Source organism: Paraburkholderia yinzeri (assembly GCF_046581065.1).
Lineage (GTDB): Bacteria > Pseudomonadota > Gammaproteobacteria > Burkholderiales > Burkholderiaceae > Paraburkholderia.
The window spans coordinates 1034317-1060918 of sequence record NZ_JBFOCJ010000002.1 but is presented as its reverse complement, the minus strand read 5'-3'; the positions used below and the strand labels follow the sequence as shown (position 1 = coordinate 1060918).

23 protein-coding genes and 1 pseudogene are annotated in these 26602 nt (G+C 65.4%); 15 read left to right on the top strand and 9 right to left on the bottom strand.

Going from position 1 to position 26602, the window contains the following annotated elements:
• The first annotated feature begins 61 nt into the window (after positions 1-61).
• Together WJ542_RS21805 and WJ542_RS21800 are read left to right on the top strand one after the other, a co-directional pair.
• The gene (locus WJ542_RS21805; RefSeq protein WP_411191572.1) at positions 62-2401 is read left to right on the top strand and encodes a putative bifunctional diguanylate cyclase/phosphodiesterase; all 2340 of its coding nucleotides are present in this window, start codon (positions 62-64) and stop codon (positions 2399-2401) included.
• A 106-nt stretch (positions 2402-2507) separates the two neighbouring features.
• Positions 2508-4037, top strand: coding sequence for a diguanylate cyclase domain-containing protein (locus WJ542_RS21800; RefSeq protein ID WP_411192517.1), 1530 nt, complete (start codon positions 2508-2510; stop codon positions 4035-4037).
• A gap of 132 nt (positions 4038-4169) precedes the next feature.
• On the opposite strand, the gene WJ542_RS21795 is transcribed toward WJ542_RS21800, so the two are convergent.
• On the bottom strand, positions 4170-6074 hold the full coding sequence (locus WJ542_RS21795; RefSeq protein ID WP_411191571.1) for a putative bifunctional diguanylate cyclase/phosphodiesterase: 1905 nt from the start codon (positions 6072-6074) through the stop codon (positions 4170-4172).
• A gap of 210 nt (positions 6075-6284) precedes the next feature.
• On the opposite strand from WJ542_RS21795, the gene WJ542_RS21790 reads away from it, so the two are divergent.
• The 8 genes and pseudogenes from WJ542_RS21790 to WJ542_RS21755 all read left to right on the top strand — a co-directional run bounded on the left by WJ542_RS21790 (position 6285) and on the right by WJ542_RS21755 (position 13176).
• The gene (locus tag WJ542_RS21790; protein WP_411191570.1) at positions 6285-7289 is read left to right on the top strand and encodes an ABC transporter ATP-binding protein; all 1005 of its coding nucleotides are present in this window, start codon (positions 6285-6287) and stop codon (positions 7287-7289) included.
• Complete coding sequence (locus WJ542_RS21785) at positions 7286-8047, top strand: ABC transporter permease (RefSeq protein WP_411191568.1); 762 nt, start codon at positions 7286-7288, stop codon at positions 8045-8047. The genes WJ542_RS21790 and WJ542_RS21785 overlap by 4 nt, the downstream gene beginning before the upstream one ends.
• Before the next feature lie 27 nt (positions 8048-8074).
• Positions 8075-8197: pseudogene (locus WJ542_RS21780) on the top strand (hypothetical protein); the annotation flags it as partial.
• Positions 8198-8279: 82 nt separating this feature from the next.
• Entirely contained in the window at positions 8280-9029 is a 750-nt protein-coding gene (locus WJ542_RS21775) for an FkbM family methyltransferase (protein ID WP_411191567.1), read from the top strand.
• Positions 9030-10040 carry a phosphotransferase enzyme family protein gene (locus tag WJ542_RS21770; protein WP_411191565.1) on the top strand — a complete coding sequence of 337 codons (1011 nt, stop codon included), beginning with the start codon at positions 9030-9032 and terminating at the stop codon, positions 10038-10040.
• Positions 10030-10914 carry a radical SAM protein gene (locus WJ542_RS21765; protein ID WP_411191563.1) on the top strand — a complete coding sequence of 295 codons (885 nt, stop codon included), beginning with the start codon at positions 10030-10032 and terminating at the stop codon, positions 10912-10914. The genes WJ542_RS21770 and WJ542_RS21765 overlap by 11 nt, the downstream gene beginning before the upstream one ends.
• Positions 10911-11963 carry an asparagine synthase-related protein gene (locus tag WJ542_RS21760; RefSeq protein WP_411191562.1) on the top strand — a complete coding sequence of 351 codons (1053 nt, stop codon included), beginning with the start codon at positions 10911-10913 and terminating at the stop codon, positions 11961-11963. Before WJ542_RS21765 ends, WJ542_RS21760 begins: the two co-directional genes overlap by 4 nt.
• A gap of 7 nt (positions 11964-11970) precedes the next feature.
• The gene (locus WJ542_RS21755) at positions 11971-13176 is read left to right on the top strand and encodes a glycosyltransferase (protein ID WP_411191560.1); all 1206 of its coding nucleotides are present in this window, start codon (positions 11971-11973) and stop codon (positions 13174-13176) included.
• Here WJ542_RS21755 and WJ542_RS21750 read toward each other — a convergent pair.
• Positions 13133-13822: a cephalosporin hydroxylase family protein gene (locus WJ542_RS21750; RefSeq protein WP_411191559.1), complete on the bottom strand. Its 690-nt coding sequence runs from the start codon at positions 13820-13822 to the stop codon at positions 13133-13135. The two genes, WJ542_RS21755 and WJ542_RS21750, sit on opposite strands and share 44 nt — an antisense overlap.
• Positions 13823-13832: 10 nt before the next feature.
• Between WJ542_RS21750 and WJ542_RS21745 the strand changes: the two genes are divergently transcribed.
• Positions 13833-14813 (top strand): phosphotransferase enzyme family protein, encoded by a 981-nt coding sequence (locus WJ542_RS21745; RefSeq protein WP_411191557.1) that lies wholly within the window; start codon positions 13833-13835, stop codon positions 14811-14813.
• Here the strand turns inward: WJ542_RS21745 and WJ542_RS21740 are convergent.
• Both WJ542_RS21740 and WJ542_RS21735 read right to left on the bottom strand, forming a co-directional pair.
• On the bottom strand, positions 14784-15440 hold the full coding sequence (locus WJ542_RS21740) for a polysaccharide deacetylase family protein (RefSeq protein WP_411191556.1): 657 nt from the start codon (positions 15438-15440) through the stop codon (positions 14784-14786). The two genes, WJ542_RS21745 and WJ542_RS21740, sit on opposite strands and share 30 nt — an antisense overlap.
• A 242-nt stretch (positions 15441-15682) precedes the next feature.
• Complete coding sequence (locus tag WJ542_RS21735; RefSeq protein WP_411191555.1) at positions 15683-15865, bottom strand: hypothetical protein; 183 nt, start codon at positions 15863-15865, stop codon at positions 15683-15685.
• A 190-nt stretch (positions 15866-16055) separates the two neighbouring features.
• On the opposite strand from WJ542_RS21735, the gene WJ542_RS21730 reads away from it, so the two are divergent.
• The 4 genes from WJ542_RS21730 (at position 16056) to WJ542_RS21715 (ending at position 21160) form a co-directional block, all read left to right on the top strand.
• The gene (locus tag WJ542_RS21730) at positions 16056-16814 is read left to right on the top strand and encodes a hypothetical protein (protein ID WP_411191554.1); all 759 of its coding nucleotides are present in this window, start codon (positions 16056-16058) and stop codon (positions 16812-16814) included.
• A 31-nt stretch (positions 16815-16845) separates the two neighbouring features.
• Complete coding sequence (locus tag WJ542_RS21725; RefSeq protein ID WP_411191552.1) at positions 16846-17991, top strand: transporter substrate-binding and LysM peptidoglycan-binding domain-containing protein; 1146 nt, start codon at positions 16846-16848, stop codon at positions 17989-17991.
• Between the two features lie 27 nt (positions 17992-18018).
• On the top strand, positions 18019-19215 hold the full coding sequence (locus WJ542_RS21720) for a hypothetical protein (RefSeq protein WP_411191551.1): 1197 nt from the start codon (positions 18019-18021) through the stop codon (positions 19213-19215).
• Positions 19216-19642: 427 nt separating this feature from the next.
• The gene (locus WJ542_RS21715) at positions 19643-21160 is read left to right on the top strand and encodes an SH3 domain-containing protein (protein WP_411191549.1); all 1518 of its coding nucleotides are present in this window, start codon (positions 19643-19645) and stop codon (positions 21158-21160) included.
• 41 nt (positions 21161-21201) lie between these two features.
• On the opposite strand, the gene WJ542_RS21710 is transcribed toward WJ542_RS21715, so the two are convergent.
• The 5 genes from WJ542_RS21710 to WJ542_RS21690 form a co-directional block, all read right to left on the bottom strand.
• Positions 21202-22158, bottom strand: coding sequence for a substrate-binding domain-containing protein (locus WJ542_RS21710; protein WP_411191547.1), 957 nt, complete (start codon positions 22156-22158; stop codon positions 21202-21204).
• A gap of 126 nt (positions 22159-22284) precedes the next feature.
• Positions 22285-23046 carry an energy transducer TonB gene (locus tag WJ542_RS21705; RefSeq protein ID WP_411191546.1) on the bottom strand — a complete coding sequence of 254 codons (762 nt, stop codon included), beginning with the start codon at positions 23044-23046 and terminating at the stop codon, positions 22285-22287.
• Positions 23039-23437, bottom strand: coding sequence for an ExbD/TolR family protein (locus WJ542_RS21700; protein ID WP_411191545.1), 399 nt, complete (start codon positions 23435-23437; stop codon positions 23039-23041). Before WJ542_RS21700 ends, WJ542_RS21705 begins: the two co-directional genes overlap by 8 nt.
• Positions 23434-24081: a MotA/TolQ/ExbB proton channel family protein gene (locus tag WJ542_RS21695; protein ID WP_411191544.1), complete on the bottom strand. Its 648-nt coding sequence runs from the start codon at positions 24079-24081 to the stop codon at positions 23434-23436. The genes WJ542_RS21700 and WJ542_RS21695 overlap by 4 nt, the downstream gene beginning before the upstream one ends.
• A gap of 24 nt (positions 24082-24105) precedes the next feature.
• A complete protein-coding gene (locus tag WJ542_RS21690) occupies positions 24106-26451 on the bottom strand; it encodes a TonB-dependent receptor (protein ID WP_411191543.1) in 2346 nt (781 codons plus the stop codon).
• Positions 26452-26602: the final 151 nt, after the last annotated feature.

Here is a 26602-nt window from a genome sequence, read left to right as displayed (position 1 = left end):
GCGTACTGGAGCCAATCGGACAACGCAACCTGAACAGACGGTTTTCACCGAGTACTGCACCATGACACCGAAACAACGATTGGCGAGCCTGATCCGGCTGATTGCCGTGCCGCCGGAGAATCCGGAGCTGCTCAAGGCGCAACACCAGGCCTTCGCGCGGCAGCTTCCCGTGATGTACGTCATCCTCGTTTCCAGTACCTGGAGCGTGGCCGTCACGCACATGGGGCACGCACCCGGCTGGCTGACCGTCGTCGTACCGGCCCTGCTCACGCTGACGTGCGCGATACGCATCCTCTACTGGTGGAAATCGCGTCATGCGGACACGACCGCACAAGCCGCCGCGCGGGCGCTCATGCGCACGAACCGCCTTGCCGTCGTCATCGCCGTCGCTTTCACCACGTGGGCGCTCCTGCTGTATCCGTACGGGGATGCGTTTGAGAAGGCCCAGGTGGCCTTCTACATGGCGATTACGGTGATCGGGATCATCCTGAGCCTCATGTTCCTGCGCTCCGCCGCCCTCATCGTGACGGTGATCGTGAACGTGCCGTTCATGCTCTTCTTTGTTTCGACGGGGGAACCGACGCTGGTCGCGACCGCCATCAACATGGTCTTCGTGTCGGGCGGGCTGATCGCCATGGTTTTCGTCAATCACGAAGCCTTCGCACGCATGATCGAAGCCCGGAGCGAGTCGCGCAACCGGGAGCAGGCCCAGCAGCGCCTGCTGGACATGATCGACGACATGCCGGTGGCCGTGATGACCGTCGACCTGGACACCTTCAGGATCAACTACGTCAACGAAACGTCGAAGCATACGCTGCACGTCATCGAACATCTGCTGCCGATCCGGGTGGCCGACATCGTGGGTACCTCGATCGACGTGTTTCACCCGCATCCGGAACACCAGCGCCGGCTGCTGTCCGATCCCGCCAATCTCCCGCACCGGACCCGCATCCAGCTTGGACCGGAGGTGCTCGACCTCCAGGTGTCGGCCGTCAACAACGCGAACGGTCACTATATCGGCCCGATGCTCTCCTGGTCGATCGTGACGCAGCAGGCGGAGGCCGAGGAACGGATCCACCGGCTCGCGCACGAGGACTCGCTCACCGGCCTTCCGAACCGGGCCACCTTCCTCGACGAACTGGAGGCGAACCTTGCGCGGCCGGACACGGCCATCGGTCTGCTGTACATCGATCTGGACGGGTTCAAGATCATCAACGACGCGCGCGGACATCGCGCCGGCGACGAACTCCTGAGGCAGGTCGCCAACCGGCTGCGCAGCGAATGTCTGCACGCGCCGAACAGGAAGCTCGGACGCATCGGCGGCGACGAGTTTGCGGTGCTCGTACGCGGTACCTGCGCGGATGCGGTCGCTTCGATTGCCGCGAGGCTGGTGGAGGTACTCATCGCTCCTTATGCCCTCGAGCCCGACCGGCAGGTGCGGATCGGCGCCTCCATTGGATGCGTGCTGGCTCCGCATCGCGACGAGAGCGCGGAGGCGCTGCTCTCGCGTGCAGACATGGCGCTTTACGCAGCCAAGGCCGCCGGCAAGGGAACCTACCGCATGTTCTCGCCGGAGATGGAGGCGCGGGCACAGGAGCGGCTGCAGCTCGAGGCGAAGCTGCGCGTGGCGCTCGAGGAGAATCAGGGCCTCTTCGTGTTTTACCAGCCGATCGTCGACGTTGCGACGACCCGGGTAACGGCGAGAGAGGCGTTGGTGCGTTGGCACAGCCCGAAGCGGGGCTGGATTCCTCCCTCGGAGTTCATCCCCGTGGCCGAAGACAGCGGCCTGATCGACCGGCTCGGGCGCTTCGTGCTGAACCGCGCATGCCGCGACGCGGCGCACTGGCGCGACGGCGCACGCGTGGCCGTGAACGTTTCCGCGGCCCAACTGGGCCGCGCAACGATCGGCCCCGCCATCGCGGCCGCGCTCGCCGATTCCGGACTGCCTCCCGACCGGCTCGAAATCGAAGTGACGGAAACGGCGTTGCTGCATGACGAGGGCGAAGTCGTCGCCGACCTGCGCGCACTCCGCGACATGGGCGTGCGCGTGGCGCTCGACGACTTCGGAACGGGCTTCTCGTCGCTGGTACACGTGCGGGCATTCCCGTTCGACAAGATCAAGATCGACGGTTCGTTCGTCCGTGACGCGGTCACGCGGCCCGACTGCGCGGCCGTGGTCAGGGCCATCGCGGATCTGGGCAAGCGCCTTGGGGTCACGACCGTGGCGGAGGGCGTCGAAACCCGGGAGCAGTTGGCCCGCATCACGGAAGAAGGGTGCACCGAGGTGCAGGGCTATCTCTTTGGCCGCCCTCTGCCTGGCGAAAGCGATGCGCCCCTGGTAGAACAGATCAACCGGCATGCCCCGTCGATAACGCCACTCAGGGACCTGGCGCCGTCTTGACCGGACGTGTTTACACCAATCAACACAACGCCTGCGCGGCCGTTAAACCGGGATCATCGTCTGTCCGCACAATTCAGGAATGCCGAGCCTCGACCACGGCCGCATCATGTTCACGAAATATTCCGCCTTCGACCTGACTCTCTCGACGCCGGCGCTGGAGCGGGAAACGGTTGGCGCATCCATCCGCTCGTCGCTGCTGTCGACGCTGTTCGACAACTTCCGTCCGCTGCTCATGGCGGGCATCGCCAGCGCGTTCGTGGCGGCGACGGCGTTCGTGCGGTTGCACCAATGGTGGGCCGCGCTATGGTTTGCCGCCGATCTGGGCATGACGTCGGCCCGGCTCGGCATGGTGTACGTCTACACGTCCCGCCACCCCGCGGCCGGGGTCGATCCGCACCGGTGGGCTATCTCCTACGTGCCTTTCGCGCTTGCCTCATCGCTGTTGCTGGGTACCGGCACGATGGCGTGCGTGATGTCGGCGGATCCGGAGGTGGCCGCCCTCGCCATCATGGTGACGGCCGGGGTTCTGGGGGGCATCGCGTCACGCAACGCCGCGCTGCCTTACCTCGCGATCGCGCAGATTCTTCTGGGCGCGCTGCCGATCGGCCTGGGTGCGCTGCTCGCGGCACGGAGCGGATTCTGGATTCTCGTGCCTCCCCTGGCGGCTTACGTCACCGCCATGGTCTCGGTTGTCCGTCGCCACTACGAGGGGCTTGTCGCGTTGATGAGCGCGGAACAGAAACATGCGGAAATTGCGGCCCGGTTCGACGCGGCATTGGCCAACATGCCGCACGGCCTGTGTACGACTGACGTTGCGGGAAGGGTCATCATTGCCAACCGCCGGACGGCGGAGCTGTTCGGCGCCGCGGTCGAAATGCTGAAACTCAATGTGCCGCTGCCCGAGTTCATCGGCCACGTCGCGCTCGCGCAGTTCGGCGAGACGCTGCGCTCGCAGATCACGGAGCGATGCGCTGCGTGGCTCCTCGAAGGACGCAGTCCGCTGGACCTCGAACTCCGCGATGGTCGCCAGCTCGAGATGACCTGCAACCCGCTGCCCGACGGCACCGCCGTGATCATCATCGAAGACGTAACGGAACGCCGCCAGAACGAGGCGAGCATTCTTTACCTCGCGAGACACGATTCACTCACCGGTCTTGCCAACCATCGCGAATTCGGCGACCAGCTCGACACGATCCTTGCCCATGCAACGATCACACGCGAAAACGCGCCAGCCGTCATGTATCTGGACCTCGACGGATTCAAGCAGGTCAACGACAAACTCGGCCATGGCGCCGGAGATGAGGTACTGAAGGAAGTCGCGGCGCGCCTGAACCGGGCGCTTCGGCATGACGAACTCGCGGCACGCCTTGGCGGCGACGAATTCGCCATCGTTGTCCAGTACACGGATCTGACCTCTGCCACGGCAACCGCACAACGCCTCATTCGCGAACTGGAGCGCCCCTATCGCCTGTCGGCCGGCAAGACGGTCGCGATCGGCACCAGCATCGGCATTGCCTTCGCTGCCGGGAATGAAGCTTCGGACCAGATCATTCGTCGTGCAGACGAAGCGTTGTACCGCGCCAAACAGGCGGGTAAGGGCACTTATCGCGTTTCCAGGGGCGCAGCTATGCTGTAAAAGCAGCGGACGCGTGCATGCGCGCGCGTCCGCGCGAAACCGCAGCGATAATTGATGCGGCGGACCTGCGCGGCCATCATAAGAATCCGACTCGGCCGCCATTCCTGCCGTCTGCCGCCTGCCGCCTGCCGCTCAGACCACGACCTTGTCGCCGTGTGCCGCGAGCGACGGTTGCGGCAGCGGGCCGCCGTCGGCGAGCACGCGCGTAATGCTCTCGGCGTCGAGCGGCCTGCTGAAACGGTACCCCTGCGCTTCCACGCAACCCAGAGCCAGCAGAAACTCCTGCTGCGCGAGCGTCTCGACGCCTTCCGCGATGACGGACAAGCCCAGCGCTCCGGCAAGCGTGATGATCGCCCTCACGATCGCACCGGTGTCGCTTTCCCCGACGCTATACACGGCGGCGCCCGGCATGAACGCCCGGTCGATCTTGATGCGGTCGACCGGCAGCGTGCGCAATTGACCGAGGCTCGAGTAGCCCATGCCGAAATCGTCGATCGCCACGCTGATACCGGCGCGCCGAAACTCGTGCAGGCGGCGCACGGCGATCTCGGGTTGCTGCATCAGCGCCGTTTCGGTGACTTCGAGTTCGAGGCGGTTCGGATCGACGCCCGTCTCCCGCAAGATGCTCTGGAACGTCTCGACAATATCCGCTCGCTGCAATTGCAGCGGCGACAGATTGATCGAGATGCGCACGGGCGGAATCCCCATGCGCCGCCACAGGGCCGATTGGCGGCAAGCCTCGCGTAGCACCCACTCGCCGAGTCTCGCGACGAATCCCGACGTTTCCGCAATCGGGACGAATTCCGCCGGGGCGATCTCGCCGTAAATCTCGTCGTACCAGCGCACCAGCGCTTCGACGCCAAGCACGCGACCGTTGCGCATGTCGACCTGCGGCTGGTAATGCAGTCGCAGCGCACCGGCGTCGATCGCTTTTCGCAGACGTGCCGACAGGATGAGCTTCGCGTCGGCGTCCGCGCGCATCTCGGGCCGGTAGCGTTCCCAGCAGTTGCGGCCGCGATTCTTGGCCGCGTACATGGCCATGTCGGCGCACGGGATCAGCGTTCCCGCGTCGTTGCCGTCCACGGGATACACGCTGACGCCAACGCTCGCGCTGACGACGAGCTCGTGCCCGCCGACGAGTGCCGGCGTCGCCATCGTCGCAAGCACGGCGTCGGGCAAGTCGAAGCGCACCGTGTCGTCGGGTCCTCCCGCCGCGACGATGACGAATTCGTCGCCGCCGTAGCGGCCGACAAGGTCGCCCGGACGGGCGCAGGCCCGCAGACGCGCGGCGACTTCGACGAGCAGCAGATCGCCGACGCCGTGCCCGAGCGCATCGTTGACGGTCTTGAAGGCATCGAGGTCGAGGAAAACGACATGGACGGATCCGCCTTTCCGGTTAGGGTCGGCGAGCAGCGCCTGCAGTCTCGTGCGGACCGCCGTACGGTTCAGGAGCCCGGTCAGGCTGTCGCATTCGCTCAGTTCGCGCAGGCGGCGCGAGCGATCGAGAAGCTTGACGGAGAAGTCGTGGGTCGTTTTGGCGAACAGGAGCGGATAGACGAAGATGATGGGCAGCCATGCCGGGGCGATCCGTCCATCCAGCGGATATAAGGCGACACCGAAAATGGCGGTCCCGGCCAGCAGACCGGCGGCGCTCGCGCCGATCCCGGCAACGAACAGGGGCCACCCGCCGATCGCCATGGTGTCGAGCGCAAACATCAGCAGGATGACGACCGCCGCGACGGGCTCGAAATGAACGGCCGCGACGAGCCAGCCGCCGAATGCCGAATCGAAGAGCAGGTTCCACCGTTCCCTGCCGGGCGCATGGGCGACGACCGGGTGCACGTGCACATAGGCGACATGCGGCCAGATCAGGCAGACGGCCAGAACGCCGACGAGAAGCAGCGTCGAGGCGTGCTGCAGATGCAGCAGGGACAGTACGGGCACGGAGCCTATCGCGTAGCCGAGGGCTCTGAGCACGTAAATGCGTCGGACAAGGCCGGTGGCCCAGACCTTGTCGCCCCTGACGGACGTGAGCACGGGGTCCCCTCGATCTATTCGTATGATTGAACGAGAGTAGACCAGAACGGTTAATCGTGCGAGTCCAATCCAAAAAAATTAGGGCGTGGTCTGGAAACCTGCCGCGACGCGGCAGGCGGGGGAGGGTACTGGCGGCGCGGCGGGCTTCTGCGCCAGGGTCGGCGGGTCGCGCTGGCACGCGATGGGCCCGCTTTTGGTAATGTCGCATCTATGCAAACGATACTTTCCATCGAGAATCTCTCGAAAGTCTATGCGTCGGGATTCCGCGCACTCGCGAGCGTCAGCCTGGACATCCAGCGCGGCGAGATTTTCGCGCTGCTGGGACCGAACGGCGCCGGCAAGACCACGCTGATCAGCATCGTCTGCGGCATCGTCAAGGCGAGCGACGGCCGCGTACGCGTTGCCGGTCACGATATCGTCACAGACTACCGCCATACGCGCTCCCTGATCGGCCTCGTGCCTCAGGAGCTCACGACAGACGCGTTCGAAACGGTCTGGGGCACCGTATCGTTTAGCCGCGGCCTGTTCGGCAAGCCGCCCAACCCCGCGTATATCGAGCGCGTGCTGCGCGACCTCTCGCTGTGGGAGAAGCGAAACAACAAGATCCTCACGCTGTCGGGCGGTATGAAACGCCGCGTGCTGATCGCGAAGGCGCTTGCGCACGAGCCCCAGGTCCTGTTTCTGGACGAGCCGACCGCGGGCGTGGACGTCGAACTCCGCCGCGACATGTGGGAACTCATGCGCGGGCTCAAGGCAAACGGCGTAACGATTATCCTGACGACCCATTACATCGACGAGGCGGAACAGATGGCCGACCGGATCGGCGTGATCAACGCCGGCGAGATCATGCTGGTCGAACGCAAGGACGTCCTGATGCGCAAGCTGGGCCGCAAACAACTGACGCTGCAGCTCGACGCGCCGTTGACCGACATTCCGGCCGCGCTGGCCAACTGGCGCCTGGAACTGGCCGGCGGCGGCACCGAGCTCATCTATACCTACGACGCAGAAAGCGAACGCAACGACGTTATCGCGCTGCTCAAGAGCCTGAGCGAAGCCGGCATTGGCTTCACGGACCTGAAAACGAGGCAGAGTTCGCTGGAGGACATTTTCGTGAGTCTCGTCAGCAAGGATCCGAAGGCCGCTTTGCTGCCCGCCGCGCTGCCCGCCACATCGTCGGCCGCGGACAACGGCAAAGGGCAGGTGACTTCCCTATGAATCTCTACGCGATTCGCGCCATCTACCGCTTCGAAATGGCACGCACGAGGCGCACGCTGATGCAGAGCATCATCGCGCCGGTGATCTCGACCTCGCTCTACTTCATCGTATTCGGTTCCGCGATCGGTTCGCGCGTGCGCGAGGTGAACGGCATCAGCTACGGCGCGTTCATCGTGCCGGGCCTGATCATGCTGTCGCTGCTTTCCCAGAGCATTTCGAACGCGTCGTTCGGCATCTACTTCCCGCGCTTCACGGGCACGATCTACGAGCTGTTGTCTGCGCCCGTGTCGTATTTCGAAATCGTGATTGGCTATGTCGGCGCGGCGGTGACCAAGTCGACGCTGCTCGGGCTCATCATCCTCGCAACCGCTACGCTCTTCGTGCCGGTCCAGATCCAGCACCCCCTGTGGATGGTGCTGTTCCTGCTGCTGACGGCGGTAACGTTCAGCTTGCTCGGCTTCATCATCGGCATCTGGGCGGACAACTTCGAGAAGCTGCAACTCGTGCCGCTTTTGATCATCACGCCGCTGACTTTCCTCGGCGGCAGTTTCTACTCCGTCGACATGCTGCCGCCGGTGTGGAGGGTGATCACGCTATTCAACCCGATCGTCTATCTCATCAGCGGCTTTCGCTGGAGTTTCTACGGGCTCGCGGACGTCGATGTCGGCGTGAGTCTCGCCATGACGGCGGCCTTTCTCGCGGCGTTTGTCGGGATCACCGCGTGGGTCTTCAAAACCGGCTACCGGCTGAAAAACTGAGTGAAAGGTTGGTCGGGATAGCGAAGAATGATCTTCGTGCCGTGCGTGGAGGGGCCGAGCCACAACGAGGCCGAAGCGATCACGCCCGAATGGGCCGAGGCCGGCGCCAACGCGCGGCTGCACGCGATGCTGGCGAGCGCGCGACAGTGATGCGTGCATTGGCAGGATTTCAGGTAAATTACCGTCCGATGACGCTCCTCCGGCGTCCCTTCGACCTGAATCGCAAACGGCCATGCAGGACACCCCCTCACCGATCGACCTGTCCGGCCTCGCACAAAGCCTGTACGCGCAGGGAAGCGAAGAAGGCATCCTGTCGCGCGTGATGGAGCGCATCGCGCCCGCCCACCGCTTCTGTGTCGACATCGGCGCGAGCGATGGCCTGCGCAACAGCAATACCGCGCTGCTGCTGCGCGAGCGCGGCTGGCAGGGCCTGCTGGTCGAGGCCAGCCGCTACCGCTACGAAAAGCTCGAGGCGAACTACGGCGGCGCGCAATGCGTGCGCCTGCGCCACGAGCGCGTGCAGCCCGATACGGTGGACCAACTGCTCGCCACCGCCGGCGTTCCGCAAGAGCCCGATTTGCTTTCCATCGATATCGACGGGAACGACTACTGGGTCTGGCGCGGCCTGCAAGCCTTCCAGCCCCGGATCGTGGTCATCGAATACAACCCGTACTACACGCCGCCCGAGCGCTGGGTCATGTGTTTCAATCCGGATCACGAATGGGACGGTTCGACCTATTACGGCGCCAGCTTGGCGTCGCTTCATCGTCTCGGCCAGAGCAAGGGTTACGAACTGGTGTGCTGCGACGACATGGGCAACAACGCATTCTTCGTGAGACGGGATCTGTATCCGCTTCTCGGCATCGCGAACAATGACCCTTCCGTCCTGTTCCGTCCGGCGATGTACAAGCTGCGCTACGTGGGCCACAACACGTTCGTGAGCGGACATCCCTATCGCCACGGGCCTGCCGAGCATATCTGAATGGACCACCGGGACGGCACCCTTGCCGCGATCCGCGACGCCTACGCACTCACGCAAAACGGGCCGCCGCGCCAGGTCAGCGAGCGCGTATGGCACCTGCCGACCGATTGCGGCGGCATGGCCGTCAAGCTCTACACGAGCGAACAGCATGAGCGGGCGAACAAGGAAGCCGCCGTGCTCGCGCATCTGCAAGCGCACGGCGATGCGCGCTTTCGCGTCCAGGCGTTGCGGCGGACGGCCGCCGGCGAACTTCTGTGGACGGGCGACGGTGTCTGCGCGATGGCGACCCGCTGGGAAGCCGGACGATGCAGGACCTACGACACCTTTGCTCCGGCCGAATGGGACGCGCTCGGCGCGAGCCTCGCGGCTTTGCATCTGAGCCTGGACGGGCTCCGCATACCGGCCTTCGACACGCTCCGGGCGCGGCTCGCCCTCGTGGACGCGGACCGCGTGCGCCGCAGTCTGATCGAAGCGCCCGGCCGCGCGCCGTCGGCAAGCGACACGTCGTGCCTGCGCGCCTATGTCGATGCCTGCCTGCGCCTGATCGACGAATACTATCCCGGCAGCGTCGAAGCGTTTCCCTCCGACGATCCGCAGCGGCCGATCCACAACGACTACAACCAGTTCAACTACCTGTTCGACGGCAGGCTGCCGCCGCTCATCCTGGATTGGGAGGCGGCGATCGGCGCGCCGCGGGAGTTCGAACTCGTTCGTTGTCTCAATCATCTGCCGCTGGAAGCGCCGGGCCTCGCCGAGGTTTTCGTGCTCGCGTATCTGCGGGTCCGGCCGCTTCGAGCCGGACACATCGCATGGGCGGTCGATGCGGCCTGCCTGCAGCACGCGCTCAAGCTCTGGGTCGTGCAGGGCTGGCTGGACGACCCGCAGCGCTTTGCGTCGCATCTGCATGGGGCGGCGAAGATGGCGTCGACGATGGTCGGGGCGCGTCGGCGCATGATCGACTTTTTTTCCCGCTGCATGGAAGCGGCTGGCCGAGGTGCCTGTGAATCGTGATCCGAACCTGGACGTTCCCTCGAACGCCGCGCCGGCCGGCGAGCGGCGGCATGTGTTCCCGCCGCCGATGGAGCGCAGCTACCGCGTCCATGCCGGACGCGTGCAGACCCGTTCGCTGGAGGCGCATATCGTCGACCACTGCAATCTGACGTGCGCCGAATGCTGTTCGCTGTCGCCGTTGCTGCCCGCGTGGCACGCCAGTCCCGATGCGCTGGCCGCCGATCTGAGCAAGGCCGTCAAGGTCCTGGAACCGCGTATCTTCAAGCTGGTGGGCGGGGAGCCCCTGCTGCATCCCGAACTCGTCGACATCATCGGGTGCGTGCGCGACACCGGCATCGCTCCCATCATCTCCGTCACGACGAACGGACTGAAGCTCGGCGAAATGCCGGACGCGTTCTGGCAAGCCGTCGACGCGCTGACGATTTCGCTCTACCCGAAGCCGCGCCTCGCGCCCGACCTGATCGCCTACGTCGACACGCAGGCGGCGCGCTTCTCGGTGCGCGTGAACTGGAAGGCGCAGGACACGTTCACGGTCATGAACCGCGCGCAGCCCTGTACCGACCTCGACGAGGCGCGGCGGATCTATCAGGACTGCTGGATTCGCGAGCGATGCCACATGATCCGCGACGGCATGTTCTACACTTGCACGCGTCCGGCGCACTTTCATACCTTGTACGGCGGCGACGGGAATTTCCATTCCGACGGACTGCCGCTGCGCGACGACGGCGGCATGCTCGACGCGCTGCTCGCCTACCTGCAGCGGGAAACGCCGCTCGAGGCTTGCCTGCATTGTCACGGCGGCAGCGCGCCGCAGGCGCCGCACCGGATCATGAGGCGCATCGAAGTCGATACCTTGAAGGCACGCTATCCATGATCGTAGGCACACGAGATCTCTTCGGCTTCGAGCGTCTGCACTATCACCCGCGCAGCGGCGCGTGGGCAACCAGCATCCTGTCCGTGCTGAGGGCCGCCGGCCAGGCCGCGGGCGAGGCCGATGCGCAGGCTATCGCCGGCTACCTGAGCGGTGAGCGTCTTGTTGGCCGCACGGTGTTGCGGGAGGTCCGGGCCGTGCCTCCCGGCCATGCGTTGTTCCGCTCGCCGCAGGGCCTGGAGGTCCGGCCCGCGCGCGATCCGCTTGCGGGCAGCGATCTGGAGACCGCGCTGCGCGATGCGCTGCAACGCGCACTCGACAGCGGCAAGCGCGTCGCGCTCGCGCTGAGCGGCGGACTGGATTCCGCACTCCTGCTTGCGCTGTTGCGCGAGCTCGGGGCGCAGCAGCACGTGACCTCGTACATCCTCGCAACCGGAATGCCCGATTACTGCGAGGAGGACGCCGCACTCGAACTGGCGAACCGGATGCAGGCTCGCGTGAAAGTCGTACGCGCGTGCGAAGCCGACTTCGTGGCCGCGCTGCCGAGGACCACGCATGCGGTCGAGGAACCGATGTTCAACCTGCACCCGGTCGCCAAGCTGCTGCTTGCCGAAGCGATGGCCGGGGACGGCATCGAGCTGGCGATCTCGGGGGATGGCGCGGATCAGGTGCTACGCCGCGACCAGTCGGCCAACTACCTGCCGCTGTGCCATGCGTTGTTCGACGCCGCTTCGGTGCGTCTCCATCCGCCGTTCGTCGACGCGGCCGTCGTCGCGCACCTGACGCAGATCGCGCCGGACCCCGACAAGCAGTGCCTGCGGGACCTGGGCGCCCGCCTGAACCTGCCCGACCGGCTCGTGCACGGCCCCAAGCGCGGCCGGCTGGCTCCGGCGATGGACCTCGGCCCGCTGCTGGACCCCGACCGCATCCGCGCGCTGGCCGGCGCGCTGAACCTTCCCGCTCCCGCACTGCAAGCCGACACCGAGCGCGTGCTGTGGACGACCCTGACGCTGATCCTCGACTACCTGGGCGCAACACCTTGCCCGGCATGACCCGACCATGAAACGTATCCTGTTCTGCGTGGTGCCCGAGAAGGGACACGTCAACCCCTGCATCGGCGCCGCGCAGCACCTGCGGGCCGCGGGCTTCGAGATCGCTTTCTACGCGCCCGCCGACATCAGCGCGCAGCTCGACGTAGCCGGCGCTTTCGCATTCGTCGGGCCGCGGGGCACGCCCGAACGCCACGATCTGTCGCGCGGCGCGGCCTTTGCCTCGAACATTCGCGATGCCGCGTGGCTGCGGCGCTGGATCCGCACGCTGCTGATCGACGAGACGCCCGCGCAGGTGGACGGCATTCGCGCCGTGCTGCGCGACTGGCAACCCGCCGTAGTGGTGATCGATCCGCTGCTCTACGCATCGGCCATCGCGGCGGAACTGGAGCAACTGCCGTGGGTCGCGATGTCGAACTCGCTGAATCCGGTGTTGCCGGACGATCTCGACTCGGAACTGCTGCGCACCGTGCGGTGGCTGGCGCCCGAACGCGACCGGCTGTTCGCGCGCTACGGACTCGAGGCGCGCTTTCGCGGCTGTGACATCCTGTCTCCGCATCTGACGCTCGCTTTCGCCACCGAGGATCTCGTCGGCCCGCCGCCGCCGGGCGTCGAGCTGGTCGGTCCCGCGCTGCCGGCAGGCCCTCGCGGCGACGAGACGCCGTTCCCGTGGGAGCGTATCGACGCGGACCGTCCGCTCGTTTACATGTCGCTCGGCAGTCAGCTTTACTACCATCCGGATCTGTTCGCCAAGGTCATCGAGGCCACGCGCGCCACGTCCGCGCAACTGGTGCTCTCGGTGGGCGAACTGGTCGATACGGACCTGCTGCCGGCGACGGACGAGCGTGTCGTCGCGGTGCGCTACGCGCCGCAACTGGCGCTGCTGCGCCGCACGCACGCGTTCATCAGCCACGGCGGAGCGAACTCGGTGATGGAGGCGCTGGCATGCGGCGTGCCGATGCTGCTGTCGCCGTTCTGCAACGACCAGTTTCATTCCGCCCACTTCGTCGAGCGGGCCGGCGCGGGCTATTGCCTGGATCTGCAGCGCGCGTCCGTGCGGGAGATTGCCGATGCGGTGGAGGGATTGCTGCGGCCGGGGCCGCTGCGCGAGCGCGTCGCGCGGATTCGCACGAGCTACGCGCGCGACGGGTCCGCGCAGGCCGCGCGCCGGATCAGCGAGCTCGCTTCAGGAAGCCGCCCGGCGAGAGCGTCATGAGCACGCGGTCCTCGATGTCGCCGTCGACCTCGAAACGGTCGTCGTGAGCGAGGAAAGCCTGCACGGCGGTCGCGGGGTTGTTGCCCCTTCCATAGGGCTTGCCCTCGAACATCCGCGCGGGCAGGTATTCCATGATGGTGTCCATGACGATCACGTAGCTGCCCGGCGTCGCCAGACCGGCATAGCATTCCAGCTCGCGCAGGACGTGGTCGTGGGTATGCGTGAGGTCGAGGATCACCATCACGGGAGCGCGGCCGCGGATTCGCTCCCGGACTGCGGCGAGGGTCGTGTCCGAGCACGAGTCGCCTTCGATCAGCGTCATGCGGTGGCCGAGGCGGTGCGCTTGCAGACGCTGCCGGACCTCGTCGCGCAGACGCGGTTCGATGGCGACGACGCGGCCTTCGCCGCCCGCCAGTTCCAGCATCGACGCACAGAACACGGCGCCGCCGCCTGCCGCGACGCCCGTCTGCACGATACATTCGGGACGCACCCGCCAGACCAGTTCCTGGATCGCGAGCATGTCGCCCGGCAGATGGAAGAACCGCTCGCCCAGCCAGCGCGTTTGAAACAGGTGATCGAATTCGGCCGCGCGGGTCAGCCATTCGATATTGACATCCCGCATGCGGGCTGCGATGCGCTCGGACATGATCGATGCAATGAACAGGAGTAACGTGGAAACGCTCGAACCTCTGCTTCACGAGCACTGGGGCATCCGGCCGACGCGAATCGAGGCGTTGTCGTCGGGCCATACTAACAAAACGTACCTCGTCGAGGACGCTGCGCGCCGCGCGGTGCTGCGCGTATCGTGGCCCGGCAAATCCACCGCGCAAGTTTGGCGCGAGGCCTGGGTGCTGGATGGCCTCGGCGCCACGCCGAACCTTCCCGCGCTGCCGCGACTGCGGCCGACCCTGGCCGCGCAGCCATTCGTTAATACTCCTGAAGGGCGCTGGCTGCATCTGTTCGAGCACATCGACGGCAGCCCCGGCCTGCCTCGCGACGCGGAGTCGGGCGCCGTCGACGCCATGCGCACGCTCGCGTGCCTGCACGCGGCGCTGGCGGTGCTGGCGACGATACCCGCCAGTGCATCCGGCCCGCTCGCCTGGATCGAGCAGCGCTACGCGCGGGTTGCTGCCCGCCCGGCTCCGCCGTTGTCCGCAGGTTTGCGCGAGTGCTACGAACCGCTGCTGCGGCGTATCGGCGAACAGCTCGCGGCGGCCCGTGCGTGGATGACCGGGTCCGCGCGATGGCTGCACGGCGACTACCACGCCGGCAACCTGCTGTTCGTCGGCCGGACGGTGAGCGGCGTGCTGGATTTCGACGACGTCGGGCAGGGCTCGCATGAACTCGAAGCGGCCTTTGCGCTGTTCGCGCTTTCGCGCGACACGACCGTCGAAGATCATTTTGCTTTCGATGTCCGGCTGTGGGACGCGGGGCTGTCCGCGTACGCCGCGCCGGGAACGGGCGACGTGCCCCGATGGATGAGCGCGAACCGCGACGCGTTGAGGGACCTGTTCTGCGCCGAGCAGACGCTGATTCATCTCGAAGCCGCGCAGCGCGGCCTGTGGACGCCAGGCCCGGGGATGGGATTCCTTGCGTGCCTGCGCCAGCTACGGGCGGGCGTTTCGTCCGGCCGCTAGCAGACCGACGCGGCAGTCCGGATCGTTCAGCAGCCGCTGCACCGCGTCGACCGTCGCCGGGTGCGCTTCGGCATGACGCGAACTGTCGTGCAGGCACAGCAGCACGGGTTGTCCTTGCGCGGCCCCGGCGGCCACATGCTTGCGCATGGCCTCGAACAGCGCCTGCGGCGACGGGGCGGGTCGGCGCCAGTCGTCGAACAGGGCAGTCCACCCCGTATGGCGGCGCCCGAGGCGCGCGAGGACGCGCTCGCGGTTATCGTAAGCGCCCAGTCCATACGGAAGGCGCAGGGGAATGGTATCCGGCTCCGGGAAACCGGCGAGCCGGCAGGCGTTGCGGATCAACGCGTCCGTCGCCTCGATTTCGTCGATCAGTTCCTCGCCCGACAACGCGCCCGGCCGTGCGTGCGAGTAGGTGTGATTGCCGAGCACGTGGCCCTCGCGCACCATCCTCGCGGCCATCTCCATCGCCCGTTCCAGATTCTTGCCGAGCAGAAAGAACGTTGCCCGGCACGAGGCGGTATGCAATACGTCCAGCAAGGCCGGCGTCGAGGGGCCGGGGCCGTCGTCGAAAGACAGGCTCGCGGGGGGAATCCGGCTCGCGGTGGAAGGGAAAGGGGCGGGATGCATTTTTTGCGGGTGATTTAAGGGGGATCCGGAGAAACGCGGTTATGCGCCGTTGTCTCTCTCGACTTTCGGTGCGCATGATCCCAGGAGGCCGGTGGCGATCCGATCCAGCATGGAATGACCGATACTAACCATTTTTAATAATTCGAAGGGCAAAGCGATTGCGCTAATGTGCTTATTCCAGGGGGTAATGCGACGCACGAGGTGAGCGGTTTCGTTGTCTTTGCGATTATGTCTGTCGTGTATTACATTTGCGCGGATTCCGCTTCGTTTGCCTCGCGAAGCCTGCCGACATAACACTGCCGCCCGATCCGGACCGGCTCGTCGGCAATCACTTCCCGGATGTAGCCGGCCGCGCCGAAGCTGCTGTAGTCGTGGCGATCGTCGCCTGTCACGCCGGCGGACCAGTTTACCCGACGCCTCGGCATGATATCCTTGGCGGGTTTTCGGGCATGCCCGGATTGGCATAAATAAAATCGTAAAACGGGCTGACAGAATGAGCATTCGCCTGATTCGGCCTGGTCCGATTTTAAGAGACACCGGGCTTCGCATGTTTCGCCGATAATCGCTCCCGTACGAGAGGGGCGAAGTGCAGAATCCACACGGACGAGGTAACAGATGACCTTCCAGAATACCGTTACTCCCAGCGTAAGTCCCGAAACTATTCGAAAAGCGAAGATTGCGAAGTGGCTCGTCATCGCGGCCGGCGTGGCGGTGGCGGCCCCGGCGGCGCTGTTGTTGCTGAAGGGGCTGGTGGCCCTGATCGTGGCGGGCGTGGTCGGCCTCTCCGCCATCTACCTCGGCCCCGTCGTCGAAATGAAGCTGCGCAATGCGAAGGTCAAGCTGATCGTTGCCGAAGCCCAGTCCAACCCCATCGAAACGCTGCTCAATCAACTGGCGGACAAGCGCCGCGCCGCCGCCGATTTTGCCGATCGGATCACGGAGTTCCGCACGGAGGTCAAGAACTTCCAGGATAAGGTTTCGCTGTTCGAGAAGCAATATCCGGACGACGCGCCTCGCTTCCGTTCCCAACTCCAGACCATGCAGCAACTGCTGCATTTCCGCGAGGACCGATACAAGCAGGTGAACGCGGAACTCGAAAATTTCGCGCATGCGATCGATCGCGCGAAGGCGATGTGGGACATGTCGCAAGCCGCGCAGCGCATGAACAAGGTGGCGGGGCAGCAATCGGGAGACACGTTCGAGCAGATCAAGACCGATGCGTCGATCGACTCCGTCATGAAATCGGTGAATATGGCTTTCAGCCAGATGGAAACGGCGCTGCTCGACAACCCCGAGGTCAAGCAGGCGCAGCAGGCCGCCATCGCAGCGGACCCGCGAGTCGGCCTGCCGTCGTCGCCGCGTCAACAGCAGTGAGCCGGTGTCCGGCGAAATAGAGAGGAAAAAATTGAATAACATCGGAAAGCTTCTCGGCGCAGTCGTATTCGTTCTGATCATTGCCGCTGCCTGGGTCTGGCAGCAGGGCGGTTTTTCGAAACTGGGCGGCAACCCGCAAACGGCTGCCGCTTCGGCCGCGAGCGGCTCCACCGGCGTCGATGCGGTGGCGCCGGCTCAGACTCCAACTCCGGCGGTTGCGAGCGATCGCAAGCCCGATGCGGACACGCTCAAGGCGATGCTGGACAACGGCGTCGTGCGGGTGTCGGTCGAAAATCCGAGTGCTCCGTTCTACAGCGACGAGAACGGCGCCCCGCCGCACGGCTTCAACGTCGAGTTCACGAAGCTCCTGTTCGCCGATCCGTCCTTCAACAAGGGCGGCAGGCCGATGACGGTCGACATGCATCACGAGGTCGACACCTACGCGGGCGTACCGAAGCAACTGCTCGCGACGGATTCGGGCGGCAACCCGGTCGTCGACATTGCGATGGATGGGCTCACGTTCCCGGACAACACGCCGTCCGGCGTCGTCTACTCGATTCCCTACGTGGATGATTTCGGCTATGCACTGATCGTGCGAACGGGGTCTCCCATCCGCACCACGGCCGATCTCGCTGGCAAGCGCGTGGGGATTCTCAAGGGCGATCCGGACGTGCGCGCCTTCGTGACGAGCCAGTACCCGAATGCAACCTTCGTGGAAGAGGACGATTCCGATTCGGCCTTTATCCAGAAGAGCATCGATAGCGGCGCGGTGGATGCGTTCATCTACGACTATCCGTTCGCGGTGGACTCGATCAAGGGCACGGATCTGAAGTTTGCCGTCACGAAGCTCGATGGCTCGAACATTGCCTACAAGATCGGCGTACGGGCACAGGATCAAAGCCTGCTGATTTACCTGAACGCAGCTATCGCGAAGGTCAAGGAGTCGCCGGCGTATCTTGATCTGCTGCGCAAGTATTTCATCAGCAATCAGGCCGTGACCCTCACGGCGACCGCCGGCGAGCATACCTACGTCGTGCGTTCGGGGGACACGCTGAATCTGATTGCCGCAAAGCAGCTTGGCAATGGCCAGTTGTTTCGCGAAATCCAGAAGCGAAACAACATTCCGAATCCGAATTTGATACTCGTTGGCCAGACCCTGGTTCTGCCGGTTCATTGATGGATGGTTTGCAGTACTGCACTTACCATGCTTCTCGCCAGCGCGCTTTTCCCCCGCCTGAGGATGACGGTCGGCATCGCCCTGCTGGCCCTGATGCTGCCGCTGTCGGTGCGCGCGGAGGGCGGCGCGGCACCGACACACGTCTACACCGGCACCATCGGCAAGCAGCCGGTCGTCATGAAGCTCACGCACGATGGCGACGCGCCCACGCTGCAGGGACAGTACTTCTATGCGAAGTTTCGGTTCGATCTGCCGCTAAGCGGCCGCGAGGAAAAAAACGGTCACGTGTCGCTCACGGAAGACGACAATCAGGACGGCACGCACCAATCGCAGATCGATCTTGACCGTCAGGGGGACGGCAGCCTGCGCGGTCAATGGACGAGCGGCAACGGCAAGGTCCTGCCCGTCGTGCTGACGCCGGCCACGTTGCCGGGCACCGCGCCCGCCGACGATTATCTCGTGATGCTCGAGCACAAGGATCTCTACGAATACCTGCGCCTTGCCGGCTTGAAGTTGCAGGACGGCAAGCGCGTCGTGTTCATGGGGCACACGCTGCAATGGCGGGTCGAGCCCGTGTCCCATATCACCTTTCCCGTCGTCGAGGACGGCTATCCCGACGCGCAGCGCGAGACGATCAACCGGGTGCTGCGCGCGCGACTCTGGCAGGAGGTCAGCGGCTATTTCGACTGCATGTCGGGGGGCAAGCTCAGCTCCGGTGGCAGCGTCGAGCAAACCGTCACGCCGAGCCTCATGAACGATCGCGTCATCAGCCTCGACATCACGACCGACAGTTTTTGTGGTGGCGCGCATCCGGACGTCGACAGCGCACCGCTTACGCTCGACGTTCGCGACGGTCGTGCGCTGACGCTGGAGGACGTGTTGTGGGTGGGCGCGGGAAAGCCGATGCGCTTCCACTCTGCTGAACCGGGTGGCGACCCGGGCTCGGATTTCGATGCGCTCGACGCCTATCGCCAGCACTATCTCGCGCCGTGGTTGTTGCAGCAATTGACCGCGCTCGATCCCGCCACCTTCAAAAAGACCGACGATGACTGTCCGCTCGCCGAAGCGGATACCTGGACGTTCCCGGTCTGGTTGCTGACGCCCAAAGGAATGAGCGTTACGCCCACGCTGCCGCATGCGATCGAGTCATGCACGAATACGTGGATACTGCCGTGGTCGGTGCTGCGCGCCCACCCCGGCGTGGTGGCGGGGATCGTGCCGTGAATTCGCCGGCTCGCCCGCGGCTACGCATGGTTTTCTGAAGCCCTCGCTGGCCATCCCATATCAAAGAGGGGAGACGTGTCTCGTGCGTTGCCAGTGGGGATGCTGCTTCTGGTTATCGGCGCAGGAATGAGTTCAGTTGCGTTCGGCGAACCGATAGCAGGCGACAGTTCAAACGTCACGAATGCTCGTTGAGCGGACTACAAGAACGAGTATCCGGTCAGCCCGCTTTGCGCATCGGATGAGATCACTTCACGGATACTTTGACTACCCCATCGGAACGGCCGACCGGAGCCTCCTGAAACACCGTACACGATCTCCCACTTAAACTAGCGGTCAGGCACCTCGTCGATACATCCTGTCATTCATGCACGCCGTTTTTCGTTCCTCTGATCGTTCTTCCGGAAATGCCGCGCGCCGCATCTCCTCCTTGCACGCGGGAATCTGGGCACTCGCCGCGGCGCTGGTCATTTTCAGCGCGCTGACCGGCTGCGCCGGAGGTCCCGCTGCCGCGCCGCAAGCGTCGGCGACCCCGCCCGTCGATCCGATCACGCTTTTCCCGCTGGAAAACTACGACCAGAACGTCGACCACTGGATCGATCCGTCGAGCCCCGGTTACGACACGCCGTTCCTGTCGTCCGACGAGCAGCGCGCCCAGTTCGACGCGCTTTACGCCCGCTACTTCGGCAACGGCCCGGACGATCCTTCGCCGTGGAATCCGGCCTATATCCGGAATCGCGTGTACAGCGAGGGAGGCAGCGACATCGCCGCGTTGCAGACACGCCGGCTCGATGCCTACGACAACACCGGCCAGTCGCCACGCCGCATCGGCTACGGCATGAATTTCCGGCCGCATACGAAGGCATGGATCGACGCCATCGCGCAGCAGATCGATCTGGCGCAGTTCGAGCGCGCGGCGGCATACGATGCGTCGAAGCGCGCCATTGCGACGAGCGCGCTGCTCGTGCGCGAGCTGCCGACGCTCGATCCGTCGTTCTATAGCCGTCACCTGGCCGGCGAGGGTTATCCCTTCGACAACCTGCAGGTGAGCGCTACGCGCCCCGGCACACCGCTCTACGTGCTCGGCACGAGCGCGGACGGCAGTTGGTCCTACGTACAGACGCCCGACGTGCAGGGCTGGGTGAAGAGCGACGGCCTCGCTGTTGTCGACGATGCATTCGTCGCACGCTGGCGCGCCATGACGCGGCAGACGCCCGGTGTCGTCATCGCAGCGCTCGCAGGCGTGCGGGATACGGGTGGCGTGTTTCGCTTCGACGCGCCCGCGGGTACGCTGCTGCCGCTGCAAGGCTCGCCCCCGGCCGGCACGCGCATTGCCGCGGTGCCGGTGCGCGATACGGACGGCCGTGCCGCCGTGCGCCTGGCGGCGCTGGCGGATACGGCGATCGCGCCGGCGCCGCTTGCCGCAACACCGCGCCATCTCGCGTGGCTCATCAAGGCGCTGATCGGGCGTCCGTACGGCTGGGGCAACACGAACTTCGACAACGACTGCTCGGCGGAACTGCAAAGCCTCTTCGCGGCCTTCGGCGTGTGGCTGCCGCGCCATTCGTCGACGCAGATGAGCGCCGGCAACATGACGGACCTCTCGTCGCTCACGCCCGCGGCGCGGCTCGACTACCTGGCCCGGCACGGCAAGCCGATGCGCACGCTCATCTACATCGGCGGCCACGTCATGCTCTATGTCGGCAACACGCAGCGCGACGGCCATACCGTACCGCTTGTCTACCAGGACGTCTGGGGGCTGCGCCCTGCGGACAACAGCCGCCGCGCCGTGATCGGCGGGTCGGTGTTCCTGCCGCTGCTGCTTCGGTATCCTGAAGACACGAGCCTCGAATCGCTCGCGGCCACATCGACGTTCCAGATCAGCATTATCGGCATGCCCGCCGGAGGCGCGGCACCGCATCTGGAAGAGGAGAATCCCGCAGGCTGAGAGACCGGTGCTCGCGATGCCTGCGCAGGAAGGCTGTACCGCTATTTCCCGTTGCGCGTGACGAGCGCGGTTGGCGTTTCGAAGAATTCCGGCAGGTCTGCCTGCGTATGCTGTTCTTCGAGCGCCTGCAATACCACGTCTATTCCGTATACGGCCTGCTTTTCCTCGAACTGGTTGACGGTGGCGAGGACGCGTCCGTCGGCGAGCATCGGCTTGATCGCGGCGCTGTCGTTATAGCCGACGACCAGCACGCGGCCTTTCAGATGGGCTGCACGGATCGCGTCGACCGCGCCGCGCGCCATGTTGTCGTTGCCGCAGAGCAGGGCGCGCAGGCGCGGGTATTTCGCGAGGATCGCTGCCGCCGCAAGCCGCCCGGCGCCGTACTCCCAGTCTCCCGGTTCGACCGCCACGATTCGCGCGGAGGCGCTCTGCATGGCGTCGCGAAAGCCCGCGTTGCGTTGCAGCGCATTGCCGTCCGTCGAGACGCCGCCGATGATGGCGACCTCGTCGCCCGGATGCAGGAGGCGGGCGAGATAGTTGCCGGCAAGTCGCGCGCCGCGGCGGTTGTCGGGGCCGATGAACGGCACGATTACGCCGGCGGTGCGTTGCGCATCCGTATCCAGCGGGTTGTCGATCGTCACGACGAGAATGCCGCGCCTGATACACTGGCTGGCCGCGGGCACGAGGGCTCGCGAATCGGTCGGCGCGAGCACGATGGCGTTCACGGCTGCTTTGGCCAGCGCGCCGACGAGCGCGATCTGCCGGTCGACATCGGTTTGTCCTGCGGTCCCGCGCACGACCAGCGTGAACGGGTAGGGCGAGTGAGCCTGAAAGACGTTGGCCGCCGTAATCATCGCGGTCGTGTAGGGGTCGTCGAGCCCCTTGAGCACGAGGCCGATCTTGTAGGTTCGCTCGTCGCCGCGCGCCGCCGGACACGCGGCGGCGACCGCCGCCAGGGCGCTGGCGATCATGAGACGGCGGCGCGTGGGCTGAGGCATGGCGGGGTCGCCCGAAGGGCGCGCGGGGAGAGTCAGGAGAACCAAAAGTGTAAGCGATTACTCCCCGGCACGCGATACCTGCTTGCCCGCTGGCAGACATCGCCGCCAGGGAGGCCATTACGCCGCTCAGCTCACCACGAAGTGCACCCGCACGTCTTGTTCGCTCTCGACCGGATGCCCGTTCTCCATGGCCGGGAAGAAGCGCCAACGGTGCAGGGTTTCGAGCAGGATCTGGTTGAGCCGCGGATTTTGCGTGGGCTTCGCGAGCTCGACGTCGAAGCTGCCGTCCGGATGGATCCTGAAGTGGGCGACGGCCGTGAGCGCATAGCCCTGCTCGCGCAGATCGTCGGGCAGGACCGGCATGGGCTGCGCCAGCACGCGGGCCCGCGCGCTGCCGGCCGGTCCCGGCGACGCGTTGCCGGATACGGTGGCGTTCGACGAAGCCGCGGTGGCCGCTATGGCCGGTGCAGTTTGCGCCGCCGGGGTTGTTGGCGTTGTGCTGGGGGTTGCGGGCGTTTCTTGCGCAGCGGGTGCGTTGGCCGCACGGGTTGCTTCGCGCGCGGTCATGACGGGCGGCGGATTGCCGTGCGGTGCAGCCGCATGCGTTGGTGGGGTTGGTGTAGGGACAGGGATATGCTTCGCCACTACGGCCGCGGGCGGCTCTGCCGCAGGACGCGCTACTGGTGCAGGAGCCGGCGCTGGCGGCGCGATTTCCACGAGGCGCATCTCTATCGCCGGACTCGGCGCGACCCGTTCGCGCACGCTGAGCCAGCCCGCCACATGAGCCAGCAGCGCGAGACACAGCGCTGCGGCAAGCACGACGGCCGCGGCAAGGCGCGCAGCGTCGCGGTCGGCCAGCGCGAACAGCTTGCGGGCACCGCTACTCACGATGCACGGCGACGAGGAAGTGCACGGCGCCCGCCTGGCGCGCGGCCAGCATGGCCTCTATCACGATGCCGTGCGAGGCGTGATCGTCGGCGGCGACGATCACGTTGCCGTCGGGATGCAAACGGCGCGCAATGGCGGGCGCGACTTCGTCGAGCCGTACCGGCTGCCGGTCGACGAAGACCTGGTTGGACCGGTCGACCGAGAGCGTGAGCGGCTCGTCCTGCGTGAGCGCTTCGGCGTGGCCTTGCGGAAGGTCGAGACGTACGGCGTCGAGCCGCTGCATCGCGAGCGAAGCCAGCATGAAGGTGGCCAGCAGAAAGAACATCACGTCGATCATCGGAATGATCTCGATGCGGCCACGCTTCGAGCGGCGCGAACGGCGCAGCTTCATGACGGCAGTCCGGCGCGTTCGGTGGCGAGGCGCAGGTCGCTGAGCGCTTCGTTGGCGAACGACTCGATCTCGTCCATGAGCTGGTCGATGCGCCGCGAGAAGAAGTTGAACGCGAACAGCGCAACGAGTGCGATGACGAGGCCGATCGCCGTGGCGATCAGCGCCTGGGCTACGCCGCCCGTGACGCCCGAGGGATTCACGAGACCGTTGCCGCCAAATAGCCTGAACGAGTGCATCATGCCGGCGATCGTGCCGAGCAGCCCGAGTAACGGCGCCGCGGTGACGATGGTTTCGAGCAGCCACAGGCCGCGGCTCATGTCTCGCTCGATCTGTGCCGCGGCCGCTTCGACGCGCGTTTCGATGCGCCAGAGCGGCCCTTGCGCGTCGGTCAGCAGGCGGCCGATGCGGCCCAGCGCGTGACGGGGCGGCAGCGCGGAGACGAGCTGGGCGACGCGGTTGGTGCGGTCCACGCCTGCCGGCGCTGCGGACGCGTCGTCGGCCCAGCGCGGCATGCGGCCGAAACGCCAGAACGCGTAGGCGCGATCGAGTGTGATGGCGAGAGCCGCGATCGCCAATACGGTGAGCGGGTAGATGGCCCAGCCGCCAAGGCGCGCGGAGTCGGAGAGGGCGGTCCAGTCGTTCATGTCCGGATTCCTTGAGGATCACTATCAAAACAGCTTCGTGATGCCCGCGTAGACCGCGCGTTGCGGCCCGTACTGCGGCGCTTCCACGCCGATGCCCGAACCGTCGCGCAGTTCGTACACGCTGTTGAAGGCGTTGATCAATACGACGCGCGCATCGAACTTGCCGACGATCGGCTCGTTGAAGTGGCGGATGAGCGCCAGGTTGAGCTGGCCGTACCAGGGCAGCTTGTCGGTGTTCGCGAAGCCGCTGCGCAGGCCGCTGCCGACAATCGCATCGGCGGTGACGGTGTTTTGGCCGAAGTCGTAGGCGCCGCCCATCGAGACCGTCACGCGCTGATCGTGGTCCAGATATACCCAGTGGTTCGAAATATAGGCAAGCTCGTCAGCGCCGAAGTTGAACTGCGCGGACGTGACATCTTCGCCCTGGGCCCGGCTCAGCGCGACGTTCAGGTAACCGCTGATGTTGCCCGCCTTGTAGTTGCCGGTGAATTCGATGCCGTAGACGCGGCCGCGTGCGTAGTTGAACGGTGTATAGATCAGCGCCGTGCCGAACTGGCCGAGGTCGAGCAGGTTCGAGGCGATCTTGTAGTAGGCGTCGACGCCCACGGTGAGCGCGGGCGTGAGGCGCTGCGAGATGCCCACGTCGAAGTAGTGGTCGCGCTCGGGCTGGACCGGGCTGTCCGTCGTGACCTCGCTCTGGTTGGTCGTGCCGTTGAAGCGCGTGATCGTGGAGGCGGAGACGAGCTCGAAGTCGGGCGGCGTGAAGTAGCGCGCGTAGCCGGCATGCAGCGTGGTCGCGTTGGTCGGCTGGTACACGAGGCCGACGCGCGGGCTCAACTGGTGGGCGGTCACATACTCGTTCATGCCGTCATAGCGCACGCCGTAGTTCAGCGTGAGCTTCGGCGTGAGCTTCCATTCGTCCTGCACATAGGCGCTGTACAGATAGCCGGTCTGCGACCCCGAGTCGTTGATGGTGAAGGGGACATCGGAAGTCTGGTTGCCGTTCGCGTCCGCCGGGAACACGGCAACGCTGTCGTTGAACACCGCGTGTTCCTGCTGCGCCATCAGGCCGGCGCGCAGCGTGTGCGCGTCGTTGAGCCGCCAGGTCGTATCGACCTGCACGCCTTCCGCCTGGTTGCTGCGGAAGTCGTCCGACGCCACGCCGTTGAACATCAGGTCGCCGACTTCGTCGGGGTTGAACTGCGTTCGCGTATAGCGCGTGAAGAAGGCGACCTGATAGTCGAGCGCGCCGCCGTTCGTGCCCTGCAGCGCGACCACGCCGAAGTTGTTCAGCTCCGACTGCGTTTCGTTCAGGCTCGCGGAATTGAAGGTGGTGTGGCCGGCGAGCGCGTAATTGGTCGGCAGGCCCGGGGTGTCCGGCAGTTCGAACTGGTTCGCCGCCGTGCCGAACATCACGCTCAGGCGCGTGAGCGGATTGATGAGGTACGACAGGTAGCCGAAACCGTTGCCCTGGCGCGTGTGATCGTGCAGCGGATCCGGGTCCGAGGTCGGCGCTTCGATGCCGAGGTTGTTCACGCCGAGCGTACCGGTGAAGAAGTAGCTGAGCGCCCCTTGGGAACCGTAAACGTCGGCGCTCGTCTGCAGCGTCTGGTGACTGCCGCCATAGACGTCGATCGAGCCGCCGTTGCCCAGGTCGCCGGTTTTGGTCGTGATGTCGACGATCCCGGCGGTGCGATAGCCGTACTGGGCCGGCAGTGCGCCCGTGATCAGGCTCACCTGGTCGATGATGCGCGTGTCGAGCGACTGCCCGAAGCCGCTGATCGGCTCGGGGATGATGATGCCGTTGATCCGGTACTGCAGGTCGGCGTGGTCGCCGCGCACGTGCAACTGGCCATACGAGTCGTTGGCCACGCCGGGCGCCTGCAGCAGCACCTGATTGAGTGGTGTATTTTCTCCTTGCGGCAGGTTCTGGATGTCCTCCTGCGTGAAGCGGTAGACGCTTGCCCCGATGTCGGGCTGCAACCCGTTGCGGGCTTCGTTCAGCCGCTGCGCCTGAACGCTCACGTCCATTGTGCTGCCCTTTTCGAGCGTCACCTTCATGGGCGGCGGCACGCTCTTGTCGACGGTGGCGATGCTCGTGTGCGTGCCGAAGCCATTCGCGTCGACCGTGACGGCATAGGTGCCAGGCTGGACATTTTGCACAACGAAGCTACCGTCGTGGCCGGTATGGGTTTGCGCGAGCGTGTGGCCGTCCGCGTCCTGGACCGAAATGGTCGCGTTGTCGAGCGCGTGGCCTTGTGCGTCGGTGACGGTGCCCGTCAGGGAGGAACTCGCAGCCATGGCGGAGAGCGAGAACGCCTCTGCAAACAGCAGCAACGTAGCGCCTGAAATGAGAGTGTGGCGTTTCATGTTCTTGTAATCGGTTGAGAGAGCGTCTTGCCGCCGCCGGTCGAACATCCGCCGTCAAACATGGGAGGCGACTGGCAACCGTCGGTGCTGGGAGAGGTATGTTATAACATAACATTAATATTGCGCAATCTCGTGTAATCGTCTCGTCCAT